Consider the following 21,392-nt stretch of genomic DNA (forward strand, 5'->3'; position numbering starts at 1 on the left):
CACCCGCTACTGGAAGCGCACGACGTGCAGTCCCAGCGGCTCCTGGTCGAAGGCGGGCAGACCCTCCCCGGCCAGCGAGTCCACCAGCCGCACCCCGCCGTCCCGCTGCGTCGCGACCAGCAGGTTGCCCACCGTTTCGCGCTCACGGGTGTCCTTGCGACGCACCCACACCAGCGCCCTGGCGCCCTCCGGCGCCTCCGACAGCTCGGAGAGCACGTCGCCCCAGCGCTGGTGCTCGGAAGTGCTCAGCGGTTCGCCGAGCTCGCGCACCGTGGGCTCGTACCACGCCGCGTTGGCGGGCAGCGGCGGTTCGGGCAGGTCCTCGTTGCCTTCGTCCCACTGCGCCAGGTAGGCCCACGGATCGTTGTTGGGCAGTCCGAACGGGACAGCGCCTTGCTCCTTGGGCACCACCAGCGCGGCGTCGAGCATCTGGTCCCGCCAATCACCCGACTCCAGGAATCGCGGTGTGGTGCAGGCGAACAACCAGCCCCGCTCGGTCTCGTCGGCGGCGCCCGGATCGACCAGCACCGCATCGTCGCCGTAGGCGTGGTCCAGCCAGCTCTCGGCCTTGCCGATCGCGGATTCCAGGTCGTCGGCGACACCCGCCCACGGCAGCGTGAGAACTTCGGCCGCCCCTGGCAGGGGGCGGTGAAAGCGGGCCACCTCGATCTGCGCGACCTCGTCGTCGTCCAGGCCGGCCAGCGTGCCGCGCTGGCCATCGAGGACGACCACGTGATCCTCGTCGTGGAAGGCGTACAGCAGGTGCCCGGTGATCTCGACCCCGCCGAGCTGCCTGCGCAGCCACATCACGCCCCGGGTGCCCGGCCCACCCTCCAGGATCATCGAGGTGGCGTCCTGCCAGGTCGAGCAGGTGCTCAGCTCGGCGTCCGGGAAGTGCGCGGCCAGCATCCGGCCCCACCAGCCCGGTGCTTCGTCCATCGGTTCCCACGGCAGGGCCGAGGCGGGCAGGCGGTCCACCGCCGCGTCGGTGGCGATCAGGCAGCCCCGCGCGTTGCTCCGCCAGCGCCACGCCCCCGCGGCGGCGGAGCCGTTGATCTCCTCGTCCAGCGGATCGGCGTTGGCCACCGGAAAGGGCTCCCCGCCGTCCTTGGGCACGGCGATGGTGGCGGCCAGCAACGGCTCGCTGGAACCGGCCGCGTAATCGCAGCCGAACAGCGCGGTCCGCTCGCCGTCGCGCAGCGGCTCGTCACTGGTGAGGGTGACCAGTCCGCCGTACGTGCGCTCCAGCCACTCGGCGCCCCGGCGGGCAAAATCGTCGTTCATAGTCACCTCGGTCGTTCGTGCGAACCTTCGCGGCCAGGGAAGTCCTCGTCATCGTGGGCTTGGCGGCGCGACCGGTCTCGGACGGCGGCGGACGCAGCGGGGAACCCCCCACGGACGGCCCGCGCACCTTTTCCCCGGAATCCCCCGATGGAAGCACCGCACGGGCACTCACCACCGGTCCTACTGCGAATCGAAATCGGAGTCGTCCGGCACGTTGTCGGCGTAGTCGAGCAGGCTCTCGGCTTCTCGCGGGCTGAGGCCGTACTGCTCGGCGAGCTCTCCCGGCGTCAAAGTCTCGAACTCGTTTCGCGCGTTGCGCGCGTGTTCGAGCGCCGCGGTGCGGACCTGCTGCTCGCCGAGGCCGAATTGTGCGGCCGCCGTTCTGTAGTTGAAGCCACCCCGGTCCATCTGGTCGCGCACGAGCCGGTCGATGAGGACGATCGTCTCGTAAGCGGGCAGACCGTACTTTCGGCGCACGTCATCAACGGTGTACCGGGCACCGCCGCGCATCGCCTCCAGCGCGTCGTCGAACACGACGGCTTGGAGGTCCTGGTCGGCATCGGCCGCGCTGAGGAAATACCGACTTCGCAGTTCGAACGCGGTGCGCCACGTGCCGCGATCCAGCGCCGCCCGCACATCGGCTCGTGCGGCGACGCGCCGGACGTGCGATTCCCATGCGTGGTCCCTTCCGAACATCTCGGCCACATCGTTCCTAGGCGTTCGGAAGGCCACCGCGACGTCGGCCAGGAACTCGCCGGCGGCGGCGTCGACCTGTTCCGCGGCCCAGGACCGGCTCCTGCCGTACTTCTCGGCCAGCGCCGCGTCGCCGATCGGCCGCACGCGATCCGCCGCCTCGCGCACGTCGAGCCGGGCGAGCGCAGCACGATGACGGTCCAGCGCTTCCTCTCCGAGACCGTAGTGCTGGGCGAACGCGGCGACGGCATTCGACCGACCCGCGGCATGCGCATCGTCGAACACGGCAGCGGCGATCGCCCGCTCCGCCACATCGCGGCCGATGCCACGTCTCCGGGCGAGCGCCTCGACAGTGTACGGAACGCGTCCGTCGCGCACCGCCGCACGAGCGTCATCGCGCGCGGCACGCGAGATCCGATCTTCACCCCACCGGACGACCATGCCGTAGCGCTGGGCCAGCTTCTCCCCGGTATACGGCGAGGGACCGGCCAAGTTCGGCACGAGGTCAGCCTCCGCCGCGCGGTTGAGGCGGTCTCGAAGCCAGTCGCGGCCCACGGACATCACGTTGGCCAGGTCGCGCAGCGAAGCGGCGGTGTACGTCCGTCGATCGTCCGTCCTAGTACCAGCGCCGCGCAGGACGTGGAGGACCGCCTCCTCCATCCGTTCGTTGACCCATTCCTCCGTCTGGCCGGTTTCGTCGGACAGTTCCCCCTGGATCCACGTCCAATCTCGGCCCCCGCGGATCGGGTACATCGCCGCGAACGCGGCTCGCGTCCGCGCCAGGTGCTCGGCCTCCGCCTCGTCGATCCCGTACTGCCGGGCCGCGACGTCGACTGAGAACGTCGCGCCCTCATCGAGGAGCTGTGCGACACCGATCCAGAACAGTCCTTCTTCCCGGCTGAGGCCGAGGGGTCCGGTCAACTCGTCCAGAGTGCGAGGAAAGGCCAAGTCGCGCAGCTGCTGTTCCCAGGTGGCGACCTGGACGGTCTCGTTCGTGTTCACGATCCGGTCGCCCGCCGCGCGAACGTCGGCGAGAGCACCCTCGACGAGATGGTGCTCGGCCACCGCGACGCTGACGCCGTAGCGCTCGGCCAAGGCGGCGGTTTCGACCCGGTCACCGCCGGCGTCGGCACGCATCGCGGCACCGATCTGGTTGAAGGCCCACCTGGAATCCTTGCCGAACCTCTCGCCCAGTTCGCTCGCCGAGTAGGGCAGGTGTTCGTCCGCCGCCGCACGGGCGAGCAGGCGCGCCGCCGAGTTGATCTGCTGCTCGACGCTTTCGACGGCCAGTCCGAAGCGACGGCCGAGATCCGTCGCGCGGATCTCGTGCACGAGATCGTCGGAGTCGCTGCCGGAATCATCGGTGTCGAGCTCGCGCTCGTAATCGACGCCGCCGTCGCGGTGATCGGCGTTGATGAGCCGTCTGCGGTGCAGGTCGCCGAACGGAGTGCGCAGCGCGAAGGTTCTGGTCGCGGCCCGCACCGCGCTCATCTGTTCCGCGCGGCTCAATCCGAACTTGTGGTGCACCGGGCGGGAGCGCGACAGCGTTTCGCGGATCAAGGCTGCGGTGATCTGCTCCGCGGCCCAGTCCTCGCTCCTCGCGTAGCGCTCGGCCAGTCGCGCCGCCGTGTACGGGACGGTGCTCCGGGTGGCAGCGATCACGTGGTCCTGGGCGGCGTCATCGACCCGGTCGCTCGCCGTTTCCGGACGCAGGTCGAACTTGGCGGTCACTTGATCCACCGCCTCCGGTCCGAACGGTCGACCGCTGTCGACGTACCGCAGGACCAGTGCGACGGCGGCGTTCTTCTTGGTTTGCTCCCACGCGAACGCGTCGCTGATCCGCCGACCGGCCCACCGGTCGTCCATGCCGTACTTGGCGGCCAGTGCTTCGGTGTCGTACTGCTCACCACGGCCGGACGCCTCCATCACGTCGACGTGGGCGACCTGATCGATCTGGTCGAACGCCCACGCCCGTGGTTTGCCGAAGCGCTCCGCCAACTCCTCCGCGGGACGCGGCCGCCCCGCCGCCACGGCGGCGCGCACCTCCGCACGTGCCCGCCGGGCGGCGGCGGACACGGTGCCGAGACCGTCCGCCAGCGGCCGGGAAACCCGGGTGAACGGCCAAGGCTGCACGAGTCCCGACGTGTCGCGGGCGTCCTCGATCCGCTCGAACGCCCAGCGGCGGCTCATGCCGTAGCGGGCGGCCAGCTCGGCGACGGTGTGCGAGCCGCCGCCATCGATGGCCTCCCGCGCGTCCGCGAGCGCGGCGAAACCGATCAGCTCGTGCGCGCGGGTCGAGGAGAAGCCGTACTTCGAAGCGAGCGCGGCCGGGGTGTGCGGGCCGTCGTCGCGGGCGGCCGCACGCGCGTCGAGCGCTCCCGCGATGGCGATGAGCGTGTTCGCGGGGAGCGAGTGACCGGCGAACCTGGCGGCCAGGTCGTCGGGGTCGTACGGGCGGCCGAGGTCCGCGGCGGCCCGCAGCTCGGCGACCACTGCGGCTTCGAGCAGTGCGGTGTTCTGCCTTTCAGTCGCTCCGAACCGTTCGTGCAGCGACCCGGCGTCGCGCAGCGGGGATTCCGCGCTCGCCGCCCGTAACTCGGCTCCGAACTCGGCGGCGGCGACGCGGAACACCACGTCCCGCGCCCACTCACCGTTCCTGCCGTACTTCTCCGCCAGCACGGCCGGGCTCAGCGGCCGACCGGCGCGAACGGCGGCGAGCGCGTCCACGTGCGCGACGGAGCCGATCTGCTCGAGCGCCCGCTGCCTGCTCATCCCGAAGCGCTCGGCCAGGTGGCCGGCGCTGACCGGGTCGCCGCCCTGCGCCGCCGCGCGGATCTCCTGCGGCGCCGCGGTTGCGGGATCAACGGGAGTGAAGTCATGCGCCGACAGCACCGCCTGCCCGGCCGGTGCCCCGACCAGCAGCTCCGGATCCAGCCTCGGGTGCTGCTGCGGCCCGGTGAAGTCGCCATTGATCGGCAGCATTCCCACCACGTTCTCCGGGTTGACATCAGGCACCGTCGCGCGGTCACCGTCCACGAACATGACCACGCCGTCCGTCGACATCATCCCGGCAACGACGTGCAACATGCCCTTGGAACCGCGCAGGAAGACCGGTGTGATCCCCCGAAAACGGCGGATGTAGGGGACCACCTCGTCGAACGAGGCCGAAACCGTCTCCGGTGGGTGATCGTTGAGCCGTTGCAAATCGCCGATGCGGTCCTGCGCGATCTTGGTATCCCTGTACAGCGCGGTGAGCACTCGCTGCGACTCGCTACTCGGCATCTCCTCCAGTTCGCGCAGCCGCTCATCCGTCAAGTCATAGCCGCTCTCGGCCCGGTCCTGAACGTGCGCTCGCAAGGCATTGATGCGCTCTCCCGCGGAGCGGTTGCGGGCACTGCGCTGTTCGCGGGGGTTGCCCTCGTAGATCGCTGCCTCGTACTCCGCGAGGGACCGCTGCACGAGCGACTCCAGAACCTGCCGCTGCAGACACCCGACGGTCATCGGACCCTCCGCGTCCATGTGCACCGTCACACCACCCACCAGCGTCAGCATCGTCGCGATCAACGACGGGCCGCAGCTGTTCTTGCGCCGGCCGCCCGGATTGATACCGAGCAGCTGCGGGTAGTTCAGGCTGATGAATCTGTCAGCATCCCGGTTTGCGAAGCTCGCCGCCGTGAGCACGGAGTTCACCAGCTTCCCAGGCCGAGAGAGCGCCCGGCCGTCCGGGCGAACCGGCTCGCCGTTGTCCGGCAGCTCGGAATAGTGCGGAGGTAACCCCAACGCCGCGTGAACAGGCGACATGGACGGCGCGGACCCGGCCGGGTTCCCGTTCCCGGACGAGCCCCGGACGGCGCTGTCCAGCAACGTGGCCAACGACCTCCGGGACCCGGACCACGAGAAGCTTCCGCCCACCGAGCCCGGCGCACCGGCCGAGGTCGGCTCGCCCAGTCCCGACCTCCTCAGCAATCGCCGGAACCGCTCCTGACGGCCCGGCCGTGAACCGCCCTCACCAACACGCGCGCCACCGCCGGCTCCGGAATTCCGCTGCATCCCGATCAGCAGGTTCGGATCCAACGCGGGACCCGGCAACGGCTTCGCACCCGATCGCGGGAACGGCACGTATCCGACCACGTCGTCCGGATTCGGCTCGGCCGTCGAGCCGCGCTGCGGATCCGGGAACACCGCGGCGCCGGTCGCATCGCGCTCGGCCAGCACCACGTGCAGCATGCCCGGCATCGGGCTCCGCACCAGCATCGCGCCCGACGCGGCCTCTGCCTGACTCTCGACGTGCTCGACCACCTGCGCGTGGGACGCCGCCACGGGTGGCACGCCGAGGCGCTCCTGCAGCGCCCCCACCGACCACGCATGGCTCGGCCCCGCGGTCACCGTCGCACCGGTGGCTCTCGACTCCCACGCCGCCAGCACCGAAGGCACGCAGTTCTCCGTGTACCCGGCCTCGCCACGCGCGTACCTCGCCGCGTTCACCCCCGCGTAGAGCGGGAAACGCCGGGCGAAGGACGCCGTGTTCGCCGCCGCCGCCACGTCGAAGGTAGGCGGATCACCCGGACTCGAGCTGTACTCCGGCGGTGCGACCTGCGCCGGAAGCGACGGCACGCTGCGGCCGCGCAACCGCGCGAGGACGTCCCGGCCCAGTGCTCGCACGCCGCCGCCGTCGCGCGCCGCGCCGGGCGCCTCCAGCACATCCACCAGCGCACGCCTGCCCGCTCCGGACGGAGCCCCGACCTGGTGGTACGGGGCCAGCCGCATTCCCGAGTACAGCTCCGAATGCGGGCGAAGCAGGCCCAGGTGCCCGACGACGTTGTCCGGGCGCGCCGACGCCATCAGCCCGGTGTGCGGGTCGAGGAAGTAGAACGCGTTCCCGCCGTCCTCGCTCGGTTTCTTCATGAGCAACACGGGATGCAGCGTCCCGCTGCTCCCTCGGAGGTAGACGGCGCGCGGCACCGACTCCGGGTCCTCCCGCATGCTGTGCAGCACCTGGTCGTAGGTGGCTCGCACCGAATGCGGCGGCACGCCGCGGATGATCCTGGTCGCGAACGTGAGGTGCTGCCGCGCCTCGCGGATCCGCTCCAGCTCCGCGGCCATCGATCCGTCCGCCTGGGTCGAGTCCTGGGACGACTCGCCCCGGTCGAGCAAGGCGTCTTCGGCGGTTTCCGCGTGTTCGAGCGCGACGCGGACGCGTTCCCTGGACAGCGGCGAGTTCCGCAGCGTCTCGCGCCGGGCGGGATCGCCCTCGAAGATGACGGCCTCCGCCGCCTGGATGAGGTTCGGCAACAGGAGTTGGCCGTGCAGCAGATCGAATTCCTCGACGGAGAGCAAGTCCCCCGAGGGCGCCGGCACGGATGTACCGAAATCCGCCGTCAGCGCACCGGCGAGCACCGACCACGCTCCATTGCGCCGGTGCCCGGAGACACGCCGCGCGTAAGGGAGCGCGTTGACTCCCAGGAATTCCGGGAAGTGGCGCGCCACGAACGCGGCGTTCGCGGCCTCGCTGGCGAAGTGATCAGCCGCGACGACCGAATCCGCGGCCACCGGACGCCACGAGACCTCGGCGTCCGGGAGGCGCACCGACGACTCGGACTCGGGCGCGGAGTCGGGCGCGGAGTCGGCGTAGGAGGGCAGCACGCCCAGTTCGCCACGAGCGAGGTACGCGCCGTCGACGAGACCCACCTCGTCGCTCAGCCGGTGCAGCAGCCGCGCGAGCCGCGCTTGACCGTACGTCGAACGGCCGAGGGCCGGAGCGAGTGGTCCGGCACTCGCCGGGGCCGGGCGTGATGATGCCTGCGAGCTCGCACCCGCACTTCCCCGCACCCGTGCGAACGCCGCCCGGAATCCGCTCAGCCGCGATCCGCTGCCGCCGCGCGAGCTGCTCTCGCCGTCGCGGGCACCGCCGTCCTGGCCCGGGCGGGAACCGCTGCCTTCGCCCACGGGGTACTTCAGCATCCCGATCAGCCGGGACGAGTGCAGCGGCGCACCCGCCATCGACTTCGCACCCGTGCCCGGCAACGGCACGTAGCCGGCGACATCGTCCGGGGCGGGTTCGACCATCACCCCGCGCTGGACATCCGCGAACAGCGCCCTGCCGTCAGCGCCACGCTCGCCCAGCACCGCGTGCAACTTCCCCGCCGGACCGTTGAGCAGCACCACCCCCAGAGCTCCCGGACGCTGAGCCGCCACGTGCTCGGCCACGCGCTTCTCGGTCGCCGCAACCGGCCACGCGCCCACCTTCGCCGCGAACTCCCGCACCGGGATCGGCGCAGCCGGCGACGCGGTGACCAGCTCGCCCTGAACACGCGTCGCCCACGCCGCCAGCACCGCCTGGTGGCAGTTCGTCCGATGACCAGGCGCACCACCCGCGTACCGCGCCGCGTTCACGCCCAGGAACTCCGGGTAGCGAGCCCGGAACTCCGGGTCGCCTACTTCGGGCGCCCGGTCCCGCGAACCGGGCTCGGAGTCCGAATCGGAATCGTCCGAATCGGAGTCCCCGTCCAGCAACGGGCGCTCCCGGTGAGCCGGTACCGGCTCCGGCTCGGACTCCCGTGCGGCCGGACCAGGCGCCGAGCGGCCCGCGGACTCTTCGGCCCGGTTCTGCGGCTGGGCGGGGAAGAGCCGGGCGTAAGCCTCGCGCACGGACCGCGGCGTGGCGAACAACGACTCCAGATCAGCGCGTTCGCGCCGCGAATCCGGGCCGTACGCGAAGAGCCGGCCACGGGACGTGGTGACCGGTTCGCCGCGGCGGCCGGTCGCGAAGTCCCCGGCGTCGCGCTCCGCCTGGTGCAACTGGTGCAGTTCCACGAACAGCCGCCGCACGTCGCGCACCGCGTCATCCGGGAGCCCGCCCTCGAATCCGGCCGGGTCGCGGCCGGTCAGCCGCAACGCCGTGCGCGCGACGAAGGCGAACACCGCGTCCGCACCGGCCTTGCCCGCGTGGAACCGGCCGAACGGGTCGGACGCCACCAGCATCCGAGCCGCCTCCAGAGCACCCTCCGCGAAAACATCGCCGTAGCTCCCGGCGAGTTCGGCCGCCACCGCGTTGCCCGGGACCACGTCGAGCCGCCGCTGCTGCTCCGCGGCTTCGTTCTGGACGAGTTCCTGCTCGTCGTCGTGGTCCGGAGGTGTGCCGTCGGCGAAGTTCTCCAGGGGTGGGAACTCGTCCGCGTACTGCTCGTAGCGGGCGGCCTGCTGCCGTTGGGCGCTGTCGGAGGCGAGGCCGCGGAACAGGATCGCCTTGACCACCGCGTCCACCGGGATCACCCGCTCGGAGTCCGACTCGTCGCGCGCCAGTTCTTGGTACCGCGCCAAGGCGTGCCGCACCCGCTCCCGGTGGGCGTTCGGGTCCTCGCCGCCGAAGTGCGGCCCGTCCCGGTGCAGGAACTCCGGGAGGTGCTCGCCGACCGTCGCGACGAGCCGATCCGGGCTCACCTGGTCGCGCCATTGCGCGGTGATCGCCGCACCGGCCGCCCGCTGCCGAGCCCGCTCCTGCGGCAGTTCCTCACGCTGGGCGGCGAACTCGTTGTCCGCGCCCTTGCCGGTGATGCCCAGATCACCCAGCATCCGGCCGTGGTCCTCCGCCAGGGCCACCACGATCGCGGCCTGATCGGCCCACGGCCGCACCGTGCGCTGCATGAAGTCGTCCAGTTCGCACGGACGCTTCGACTCGGTCCCGTGGTGCTCGGCGCAGTCGTCCAACCGGGTTTCACCGAACCCGTGCTCGTCGAGGAAGTCCCGCAATTCCTCGGCCCGCCGGTCCAGCGGTAACTCGGGGTCACCCGCGCGCAGCTCGGACGCCGCCTTCCGCTGCGACGGCGACACGAGTTCCAGCCAGGTCGAGTAGTGCTGCCGCAGGCCCCGCGCGATGCGGCGGGACTGCCAGAGGGAACCGGCCTCCAGCTCGTCCAAGGTCGGCCAGGCCCGCCAGTTCGGGTTGAGCTCCCGGTCCGTGCGCGGCACGCCGAGCCGGTCCCGCAGACCGTCCACGTGCTCGACCGAACCCGCCCAGTCCCCGCGCAGCAGCCCTTCCTGCCCGAGTCCCGAGGTGTAGGTGACCATCGAGCCCGGCACCAGCGCACCCGCGAAATCGGGCAGCGACTCCGGCGCGACGGTGAACAGGTTCGGCCCCGCCTTCGGCCACACGTTCACCGTCCGCCCGTCGTGCTGGTGCGGGAACTCCTCCCGCGCCTCGGCCTCCCGGCTGAGCTCGCGCACGAACTTCAGCGGCGCCAGGTACGACCGGATCACCGGCGGGTTCGCCGAACGCCACGGCTGCATCTCCGCCAGCACGTCCTCCGCCGCCGCCAGCAACTGCACCGCCGAGAGCGGACGACCCGCGATCACGGACAACGGCCGCCCCACCTGCGAGGACAACACCTGGATCCGCCCGCTCACCGGGTCCTGCTGCACGTCGCCCAGCGAGGCCGCGGTCGGCTCGTCGCTGAGCACGTCCCGCTGCGGCAGCTGCGGCGCCGAGACGACCGTGTACAGCCGCACGTGCGGCTCGCCGTCCACGTCCTCCACCTCGAACTCGCCGCGATGCACCACCGGCGGAAGCGGGCGGTCACCGCCCGGCTCCGGGCCGGAGAGCAGCCCCGGCCGGCTCGGGCCGGGATAGGACACTCCGGGCCGTCCCAGCGCGGAGCCAGGTGCCTGTTCCCGCGACATCACCGGCGCCGACGAGGACGGGTGCGTGGAGGCCGAGCGTGCGCGGTAGGCCGGGTTGGGGACGTACTCGATCCGGCCGTCGTCGTAGCGCAGCTCGACACCGCGGATGTACTCCGGCCGGATGCCACCGGGGAAGTCCACTTCCTGCTGCTTGGGAATGGCGTACCGGTTCATCGACGCCACCAGGTCGATCCCGCCCGGGGCATCGATCTCGAACACCTGGACGCGGTCGCTCTCGCGGTGGTTCACCTTGTACTCGTCGCTCCACCGGCTGTCGCCCCACGCGGCCGCGAAGTCCTTGTCCCTGCTGAGCGAGACGAAGGACGTGCGCAGGTCGAACGTCGTCTGATGCGCGTTCAGCGAGGGCGGCAGCGCCGACGCGTCCCACGGCACCAACCCGGACCGGAAGACGGCCTCGTAATCCCGGTCGTCCTCCCGGTAGAGCGGCTCGTCGTCCGTGCGCCACAGGATCCCGCCGGGCGCCGCGGACATGTCGAGCAAGCGCAGCTCGGACGGATCCACCGGCCGCAACGCCGCGTCGAACGCGTTGGACGGCCGGATCGCCGACACCCGGCGCTTGGGCGAGTCGTACTCGGTCAGCAGCCCAGCGAAGTCCAGGTCCGTCTCCATGACGTCGGCCATCTTCGCGAGCAGCTTCTCCAACGGAGAGGTCACCTGCTCGAACTCCGACTCGTAGGCGTGCTCCAGGTTCAGCAGCCCGTGGTAGAGCTGCGCCAGCGACTCGAACCGCTCGCGGTCGATCGGCTGCCCGGAAACGGCCTCCGCGCGCCAGTCGTGCAGCTCGGTGAACAGGCGCCGGAAACCGCGCTGGATGCGCCGGTGCACTCCCCGGTGTTCGGTGCCGGCGCCGATGTCGCCGAGCGTGTCCCCCATCAGGTCGAGCCGCGACTTCGCCCGCTCCGCATGATCCTCCACGTCGGCGATCAGCCGCTTGAGACTCCGCGTCGTGGGTCGGCCTACCTGTTCCGGCCCATAGCTGATCTTCCGGGTCGGGCGTGTGCCGTTGCGCCCCAGCTCGAGTTCCCGCTTCAGCGTTTCGACGCGGTTCTCCAACACGTAGGGCTCACGGCGGGGCCGACCGGCGGCGTGCTCGGCATTCCACTGCGTGAACAGCTTCTCGCCGCGGTCGATCAGCTGCTGCCATTCTGGCTCGCCGCCCCGGCGATCCCGGCCGTCCGCACCGCGCCAGACGTGGGTGCTGTCCGGTTCCCGGATCGCGAGGTAGTCGTTGACCTCGGTGAGCAGCTGCTGGAGGCGGCGCTGTTTGAACCGGGTGACGGGGTCGTCGTCCGGGCTCGGCTCGGGAGCGTGCTGGCCGGTGGGCTCGTGGTCCGGGCCCCGGTAGGGCGTCGGGGACGCCAGCGCACCCGAGATCACCCGGTCGAGCCGGCTCAGCTGCCGCGACGGGACGTGTGGCGCCACCGTCAGATCCTGGGCGTCGATGCCGCCCATCACGTTGGTCCCGGTGTTGTGCGCGTGCCGCGTGACACCGCCCCAGTCGGCCATGTGCCGGGCCACCAGTTGCTTGTGGTTCCGGATGTGCTGGAGCAGGTCTGCGGGCAGTCGCCGCTCGCTCTTGTGCTCGTCCGGGAAACCGAAGCGGTGCAGCAGCTCGTGGCCGTAGATCAACGGGGACTTGCCGACCGGCAGGCGGCCATCGTCCGCCCGCGATCCCGGTCCGGTGATGTCCATCCTGCGATGCGCCGAGTCGGCATCGGAACGCTCGACCCGCACCAGCAGGCGCTCACCGGTCAGCTCACCACCCGCCGGGAACAACAACCCCTGACTGTTGACCAGGTAGTTCATCCCGAACACCGTCGACCGCCACACCGCATCGACCTCCTCAGCGGTGACGCCCTCGGCCGGGGCCAGGTCCAGCCGCAGCGTGCCTTCCACGACCGGCAGGCCGCCGACCTCGAACCGGCGCACGTCGAAGTACGCGCGCGGCCCACCACGGTCCTCCATCGGCAACGGCAGCGTCAGGTCGGCGTCCACTGTGGTCACCGCGGCGTGCTCGCGGGCGTTGTCGTACTCCGCGACGTCGAAGCCCGCGCTGTGCGCCGGGTGCTCCTCCCGCAGCCGCGGGTCCGGATGGATCGGCCACGACCCCGCCACCGACGACGCGATCCCCGCAAGCCGCTCAGGACCGAGCACGTCGGCGCCGTCCTGCACGGGGGGCGCACCGAGCTGCTGGAGGACACCGTCGAGCAACTCGTCGCCGCTGCCGTCCACCGACCACCGGCCGTCCGATGCGGGACCGTCGACGACGGTGAACCCGGCGTGCGCCGCGCCGCCCGGCCGGTCATCGCGCCGCACGTCCAGCACGAACCGCGCGCCGGCGAACGCACCCGACGAGAACTCCTGCCCCGCCGCGTTCACCCGCCGCTCGGCGGCTTCCTGCAACGACCGGTACGACCTGGCCACCTGCTCAGCGCTGACCCCCGCACCGGGCCGCAAGCTCAGCCGCACCGTCGCGGCCACGACCTCTTCGTCACCCGAGGTGAAACGACGCACCTCGAACAGCGGCGCCATCCCGTCGGCCGACACCGCGTGCACCCGAGCCGACCGCCACTCCGGACCCATCGGGGACGCCTGCGCATCCGCACCGGGCGCCGCGTCGAGCGAAGAACCTCGGACGCCGCGCCGAACGGTGTCGTCGAAGAGCTCCGAGAGCATCCGCGTCGCCGCCTCGTCGTCCGGGCGGGAGGCGTCCTCCCCGATCAGCAACCGAATCAGGTCCTGGCGCTCGGCGTGCCGTGCGAACGGGCCGCCGCCTGCCAGCCGATCGAGCTCCCGTGCCGCCGCCAGCTCGTGCTCGTCCAGGATCCGGTCGGGCGCCAAGCCGTACAACCGGCGCACTCGGTCCTGCTCTGCCGCATCGGCTTCGCCAGGCGCGCCGAGCTCCTTGCCCAGCTCGACGGTCAGTTCCGGCCGCGTGGAACGCAGGTCCGCTACCAGCTGTTCGGCTTCGGCACGGGTCGAGCTGGGCTGGAAACCGTCATGGGCACTGATACGTCCCCAGTTGATCACCACCTTGTCCGCGGCGGACAAGTCCAGCGGACCGTGGATCTGGGCTTCCAGGTAATCGTGCGTGCTCGGCCCCGGCGCACCCGCCAGCTCGGGGTCGTAGCGGAAGTCGGTGGCCTCGGCCACGAGGTGCCGGAACAACTCCTCGTCGCCGTAGGCGAGCAACGTGTACAGGTGTTCGTTGTCGGTGTACTTGACCGCGTTCGCGTCCGAATCATCGCTGAGCGCGAGACCGGTATCCCCTGGCGTGAAAGTGGTGCGAGCACGGACTTCGTCGTTCCAGTGCAGCACGACCGTGCCCCACTGGACGGCGGTGCCCTCGGTCCGGCTCGGCGGGATCACCGCGGCGTAGCGCGGCATCTCCGATGGATCTGCGACCGACGTGTCGTCGCCCTGCTGGAGCGCGGAGGAATAGCCGAACCACCATTCCACCTTGGCGCGATGGCTCGCGTCGGCGTCCCGCAGAACTCCCCTCTCCCACGCGTTCCGGATGGGCTGTCCTTCTGCGAGCAACCGCATCATCGGGGCCTGCCCACCCTTGCCGTCGGGCACCAGCCCGAGCGGGAACAGGTTCCTGGCGATGGGCCAGGCCTTGAGCTTCTCGTGCGCGGCCGCCGCGATCTCGGCGCGTTCCGCCTTGCTGTCGGGGTAGTTCGCCCCACTTCGTTCGTTGAGCCTGCGGATGCGCGCGATGGCCCTATTGCGGTCGCGCTGGTGGAACCGCGCGCCGCGGAGCTCAGCGGCCAGCAAAGCCCAGGACTGCACCGGGGTGAGCTGGTCCCAACCCGGCCGGTAGTGCGGTGATTCGGGGTCGCGCGCCTGCGCGAGCCGCACCACCTCCGCGCCGTCGGGCACCATCCAGCGGTGCTCGTGCGCCGAGTCGTCGACGTCGTCGAGATCCCGGTCGTCCATGCCGAGCGGAAGCGCGCGTCCCTCGTCGAGGCGCACGTCGATCTCGCGATCGCGCCGCGGCGATCCGCCGTGTGCACCGTCCGCGGCCGCGGGAAGCTCGCTCGGCCGCGCAGGCAGGTCCGCAGTGGACTCCGGAGGGGGCTCTTCGCCGGTGACCTGGTCGCTCGTCCCGTCCGGCAGCGGCAGGATCTCCTCCCGCGCGGGGCCGGTGTCCTCGGCCCGGTTCTCCTCGCCCGGGGCCGGGAGCTCGAAACCGAGGTCGAGCAGCCCTTGACGATCGACCAGAAGCGGGATCGGCTCGTCGCGGCCGGTGCTGATCGGGTGCTCCCACTCCGCCGGGTTGCCGTTGCCCCGGTAGCTCGGTTCGACCCGCCACCGGGCGACCGCCGTGACCAGGTACATGGTCCGGTGCTCGGCGGCATCGGTCTTGAGCTTCGCCGACAACTCGGTGGACTGCTTCCGATTCCACTGGCCCGCCGGCTTCTCCAGCTCGGCGAGCTGGTGGACGGGCCGGTAGGTCGAGTTCTGGATCTGGGGATCGCGGAACTGGAGCATGAATGCCGGGCCCCAGTCGAGGCCCTGGTCCGCCGCCCACTTCACGAGCCGTTCCTCGGCTTCGCTCGGCTTCAGCGATCCGTCCAGCACCTGGTGCAGCTTGCGCTGCGTGAGCCCCGCCTTGATCACCACCCCGGCGAGGGGGCCGCTGGTCAGTTCGGCCTGGTACCCGCTCGCCGACATCGCGCTCGGCAGGTTGTTGCGCAGCTTGTCGACGTGCACCTCGGTCAGCAGGGAGTAGGCGTCGCCGGGACGCAGCCGGGGACGGTGCCGCCCATCGCCGCCGAGGAAGAGGTTCTTCACGGCCTCGCGCAGCCGCGGCGCCGCGAAACGGCCGACGTGCACGACCGCGTTCGCCGAGAATCCGAGCGGGAGCCCGCGCTGCTGCTGGTCGTGCCGCAACGACAAGGCCTGCTCCGCGAGCGGTTCCGGTTCGGGAGAACCGAGCGGGATGGTCTCTTGCACCGGCACCGTCGACCGGATCGCGTCAGGCACGGTGAAGCTGCCCGACCACGGCTCGCTCAGCACCGGGGAGCTCAGCGTGGAGACCCAGTCCGGGAGCAGCTTGCGGTAGGCGCCGGGTGAGGCATAGGGGTGGACGTCGATCTCGAGGTCCAAGTCGTGGACGAACTGGTGGCTCGCGCCCTCCAGGTCGGCGAGCGCCCCGGTGGTGTGCTCGAGAACGTGCTCCGGCTGGCTCACCGTGTTGTAGGTGAGCGAGCCGCCGGGGGCGATCAGGCCCGCCGGAGCCCCGGTCGCCTGCGGATAGCCGACGAACAAGGCGGTGAGCCTGCCGAAGAACCCGTGCGTGTCGTACTGGCGCGACTGGCGGATGAACTCGTGCTCCGAGGAACGTTCGGGCCTGCCGGGGTCCGCGGGCTGCCCGATCGTCTGGTGGAAACGTCCTCCGCGCGGGGTGCCGCGCACCACTACGAGCTGCTCGACGCGGCCGAAGGGCTGGTCGGTGACCACCAGCAGCGGCCACCCGCCGTTGACGATCTCCCGCAGCACCGGGTCGCCCTTGCGCGAACCGAGCACCGGCCACACCGAGTCCCGCATCATGCGCTCGTTGAGCGAGTCGAACAAGCGCTGCGCCGCCGGTGGATCGATCGACGCCCGCGCCCCGCGCAGCGCCCGCAGCACGGCGGACAGGGTCTGCGACCGCATGCTGGTCGACTGCCCGTTCGCGCGCGACCGGCGGGCCAGCTGCTCGGTGATCCCCTCGGCCAGCTCGCCGCCCGCCTTCAACCGGTGCGCGGCGATGACGCCCTTGCCGCGTCCGACGTCGTCGGGTGGCCGGACGGCGGGGGCCGGCTCGACATCCCGGGGCTCGTCCTGCTGCGACCGCGCTTCCCCGCCCGAAGGCGCAACGGCCGGTGTCTCGTCCACCGCGGCATCCGGTCCGTGGGCCCAGCGGTACCGTTCGGCGTCCTCCGGTCGCAGGTTCGCGATGTCGGCTTCGGCGAGCCGGCCGACCTGGTCGATCTCGCCGGCCGGAACCCACACCGTGGCGTAGCCGGCTTGCCGGAGCGATTTCGTCGCGTGCACCGGGGTTCCGTCGTGCAGCCTGCGCAGCAGGCTTTCCCAGCGCCGCCGCACCGAGGTGTGCGCGGTGTGCTCACCGTCGTAGCGGATCAGGTAGCCGCGCTCGTAGTGACCCGCCGCCTCGGTGCTCTTGGCGTTGCGGGATTCGGCCGTGCCGGAGCCGCGGGTGTACGCGAGCTCGCCGCCCAGCCCGGCGCCCATCCCGGACTCCTTGTTCACCGGGAGGACGGCGAACGCCCCGGCCCGGAGCTTGCCCATGAGGGACTTCTCCAGGTTGACGGCGCGGTCGGTCTCCGAATTGCTCTTGTCGGTGAACCAGTGGTGCTCATCGATCCGGATCGGAGTCGGATTGCTCAACCGCGTCCGCAGCGAGATGTCCGCGTGCAGCTCCCGGCTGCCCGCGACTCCGCCGCGGTTGTGGGTCTTGAGCTCGCGGCGGTCTCCGAGCAGCACCGCCCCGGCGAAACCGGCCATCCGCTCTTCCGGTGAGCTGAACACCTCCAGCCCGCCCAGACCGGCGTTGCGCTCGTTCAGCACGCCTTCACCCGGGTCGTTCGACCGGCCCGCGTTGCTGCGCAGCCAGTGCCCGTGGTGCTCGTCGAACTTGGCGGGCGCGCGTCCGATGAACGGTCGCTTCAACGCTTCCCGCCACCGGTGGAAGGGAATTCCGCCCAGCATGTTCGCCGTGGTCCGCCGCAAGCCGGGCACCGGAGCCAGCGAATCCAGCTCGAAACCGGCGGGCAGGTCACCGTCGCGCCCGCGGTGCCCCGCGGGACCGTCCTGCCAGGCCTGGTCCGGCTCGGTTTCCCCGCCGGGTTCCCCGAGCGCGGTGCCCGGCGAGTCCGCGGCCGCCACGTGGACTTCACCGGTGACGCCGGGCAACGCCGTACCGGGATTCGACCAGGTGCCACCGAGGCGCGTGGTGAACTCGGCCGGGTACGCGTACCGCCGGACCTGTCCCTTCCCGGTGAACGACTGCTCGTGGGCGACCTTGCGCGCGATGGTGTCCCCGGCGGTGTTGGTGTGGTCCAAGGTCAGCCCGGTGAGGCCGGGCCAGAAGATGTCGGCGTAGCCCATTCCGCCGATCCCGCCCGCGCGGGTCCGGTCCTTGGTCTGCCCCGTGACGCGCTGGTAGGTGGAGACGAGCTTGCCGCCGATGGTCTTTCCGGGCTCATCCGCGGCGAGTTCCGCCCGATCCAGGTCCATGTTCCCGTGGAAGAACACGTCCGGCGCGTCCTCGTACAACGCGCTGAGCGGGAACCGCACGCCGTCTCCGCGGGTGATCTCCCTCGCGTGGTCCTGGACGAAGCGCCGCATCCGCTGCGCGGTCCGCGGCAACTCACGTGCGGCCACGTGCCCCCGGACGGCCAGTTCGGACAGCGCGGGGCCCACGAGCGCGTCGACCGTGGCCTTCGGCAAGCGGTGCACCGCGTCCACCCGGTCCGGGGCGTTGCGGGCCTGCCCGGCGTCGGCTTCGCGGGCGGGGAGCTCGACCGGCGCGGCGGCGACGCTGTTGGTCCACCCGTGCTGTTCGGCGTTGTGCGGCTTGAGCCTGCTGGTGACCGTCCCCTCGACCAAGGCGGGCTCACCCGACGTGGCGCGGGCGTTCCGGGGCAGGACGTCGACCACGTAGGTCAGGTTCGCCAGCAGCTCGTCGAGCGGGCCCTCGTAGTTCTCCGTGGTCACGTGCTCGTGCCCGGCGACCGCCGAACCGTTGTGGATCTTGTTCCGGACGTCCTCGCCCTGCGGGCCGAACAGCAGCCCGGTGACACCGGTGACATCGCCGCCCGCGATGCCGCCACCGCCGCCGTGCCGGAAGGTGATCGCCTCGCCGGAGGAGATCTCCCCACCGGTCAGCTCAGTGCGGGTGAGCTTCGCCTGGGCGGTGGTGGCCCGCAGCGGCCGGAGATCGGCGACACCGATGAGGACGTCGACGGGCTTGCCGGCATTGGCGAAGTCGAAGGTCTTGCGCAGCACCTCACCGCTGAGCAGCGACCTGCCCTCAGCGCCGAGTTCGGCGAGCATGGTGCGGAAATCGAGCTCCGCCGCGTCGTTCGGGGAGAAGTCGCCGCCGAGCTTGTCGCGCACCGCCCGGTAGATGCCGCCGGCGCCGGAGAAGTCGACGTGCTCGATCGCCTCCGGGCTCCCCATCCGCAGGCCGCCCTCGGGGTTCAGTTCCGAGCGCAGGGGCCACTTCAGCCGCAGGTCCGCCACCGCATCGCTGGAGTAGCGCTGCGGACGACGTCCCGCGGAGGTGACGGAGATCCGGTAGCGGGCCTGGTGCCGGGTGGCGGCCACCGGCAGGTGCGGTTCGGTGAGTTCGGTCGACGTACCGCGCTTCGCGGCGGAGCTCATGCTGGACTCGCGCTGGTGAGCGGCTCCGGCGAGCTTCCCCGACACCGCCACGAACGGCGTCGGCACCCGGACCCCTGCGGATTCGGCGCGCGCCTTGGCCCTGCTGCTGGAGACCTGGTGCAGCACCCGCTCCCGGCCGCCGGAGGTCCGCACGTCGCCGGTGCCCGGCAGCTGGTCCTCCGGCTCGGACAGCTCGGTCACGTCCAGCACCACGCGCGGGCCCCGTCCGGGTTTGTCCCCGAGGTCGACGATGTGCAGACCTTCGAGGCCCGCGCGGAATCCGTCCTTGAGGTTCTGGTCCGAGAAGGCGATGTCGACGCGCTCGTCCAACTCGGTGTTGCCCGGCTTCGGGTCGCGCACCAGGTCCTTGATCTTCGCCCGGATGCGGGTGCCGTCGATCTCGCCGTCGACCTCCGGCCGTTCCCGCAGTGCGCGGTCGACCACCGAGTCCTGCTCGGACGAGACCTCCTCGGTGCGCTCCTGCTCGGCGATGGCCGGCTCGGTGGCGTCGGCGGGCTCCTCGGGGATCGTCTCCAGACCACCCCGTCCCGCGCCGCGCCCGGTGACGCCGTGCGCGCCGCCGGATCGCGGCGAGTCCGCACCGGCGGCCTCCGATTCGACGGGCCGCAGCGTCGGGTACGTCGTCAGCTCGTGCGCCTCGGCACCGCCCATGCCCAGCGGGGTCTCCGGCCGATGGCCGCCCGTTCCCGCCGGCGTCGTCGACCGGCCACCACGGGACGCGCCCGGCGGGTCGAAGTTCAGCAGCGCCGCCTGTGCCCGCGAGCGGATCCGCTCGTCCGGGCCGGTGGATTCTCGCTCCGCAGCCCGCGAATCGACTCGTCCCGGCTGCTCGTCCGGGCCGCGGTGCTCGGTCGGCGGGCGCGGTGGCAGATCCTCCGGGGAAGTCATCCGCGACTCGAGCCTGATCTGGTCCAGCTCGTCCGGGCTGTAGAGGTAGCGGTCCGACACCGAGGTCGGAATCCGCCTCGTCGAGAGGCTGCCCCCCGGATAGCTCCGAATGCCCGCGTTCCCCGAGACGCCGAGCACGAGGTGCTCCTCGTTAGGAGTGATGTACAGGCCCAGAACGTCCCGGGGGAAGTGCGCCGGATTCGCGTACCCGGCCCGGCGGAACTCGCGCATGAACCGGAACGAGTGCTGGTTCTGGGTCAGACCGCACGCCATGGCGAACAACGAGCCCCGCCGGTTCAGCGCGTAGGCCTCCTGGAAATGCGTGGAGTGCAGGTTGACGAGGGCGAGGGCGGCACCGTCCGCACGGACCTCCATCGGCTTGTCGAGCGCCTTGCCCTGCAGGTACACCGCTCCGGGCGGGAGCTGGAAGCGCGCCCCGTCCGCGGTCAGCACGTCACTGACGATCGGGTACCGCTTTCCCTGCTCCCCCCACGACGGCCACACGAGGTCGGCGTGGCGGCGGTGGCGCAGTGCCTCACCCAGGTCCTCTGCCTCGGCCGTGCGCATCACCTGGTCCATCTGGGGCATGCCGATGCTGGTGTAGAAGTCCGCCATCCGGCTGGGAGTCCACACGAAGCTGACGCCGATCTTGACCTGGCCGCGCGGGTCGAACTGGGCTTGGCTGTAGATCGGTCGCTGCCACACGCTGTCCAGCCGGAACATCACGGTGTCCCAGAAAGTTCGCCCTTCCGAGGTGAACAGGGACCGGCCGCGCGCCAGCCCCATCTCTTCGGGCGAGACGCGCGGCCCGCTGCTCGGACGCCCGGTTCGACCACCGGAGAACTCCTGGGGTTCGGTGTGGCTGCGGTGCGGGCGCTCTCGACGACTGTCCGGCTCGGACTCCGCCGTCGGCCCGGTGTGCCGGCGCTCAGGTCGCTCGGACGACGGCCCGGCGGCGTCGCCGTACGCGGCGCGGGCGTACCTGGCGTACTCCTCTTCCATCCTGAGCCGGTCGTCGTACTGCTGACGCTGCTCGGGGTCCGACAACACTTTCCAGGCAGCGTTGATCCTGACCGTGTTGGCCTGCGCCATCTCCTTGTTGTCGAGGTTCTTGTCCGGGTGGTTCGCGATCAGCAGCTTGCGCCACTTCTTCCTGATGTCCGCGATGTCCTCACCGCGAGCGGCGCCCAGTACGGCGTAGTGATCCTTGGTCGACGAGAGGTCGGCCTTCAGCCCGGGTCGAGCCTTCTGCTCGGACTCCTCCTTGGCCTTCGCGTCTTCCTTGGCCTTCGCCTCCGCCTTCGCCTTCGCGTCCTCCCTGGCCTTCGCCTCCGCCTTCGCCTTCGCGTCCTCCCTGGCCTTCGCCTCCGCCTTCGCCTTCGCGTCCTCCCTGGCCTTCGCCTCCGCCTTCGCCT

At 71.3% G+C, this 21,392-nt stretch carries 2 protein-coding genes; both read right to left on the minus strand.

Annotated features, from left to right (window positions below):
- Nucleotides 1-6: 6 nt before the first annotated feature.
- The gene (locus ABZ805_RS03650) at nucleotides 7-1,284 is read right to left on the minus strand and encodes a YrhB domain-containing protein (protein ID WP_358433768.1); all 1,278 of its coding nucleotides are present in this window, start codon (nucleotides 1,282-1,284) and stop codon (nucleotides 7-9) included.
- A gap of 180 nt (nucleotides 1,285-1,464) precedes the next feature.
- Nucleotides 1,465-21,210: a DnaJ domain-containing protein gene (locus tag ABZ805_RS03655; RefSeq protein WP_358433874.1), complete on the minus strand. Its 19,746-nt coding sequence runs from the start codon at nucleotides 21,208-21,210 to the stop codon at nucleotides 1,465-1,467.
- Nucleotides 21,211-21,392 lie beyond the last annotated feature (182 nt).

Origin of the sequence: Saccharopolyspora sp. NPDC047091 (assembly GCF_040643635.1) — a bacterium.
Classification (GTDB): domain Bacteria; phylum Actinomycetota; class Actinomycetes; order Mycobacteriales; family Pseudonocardiaceae; genus Saccharopolyspora_C.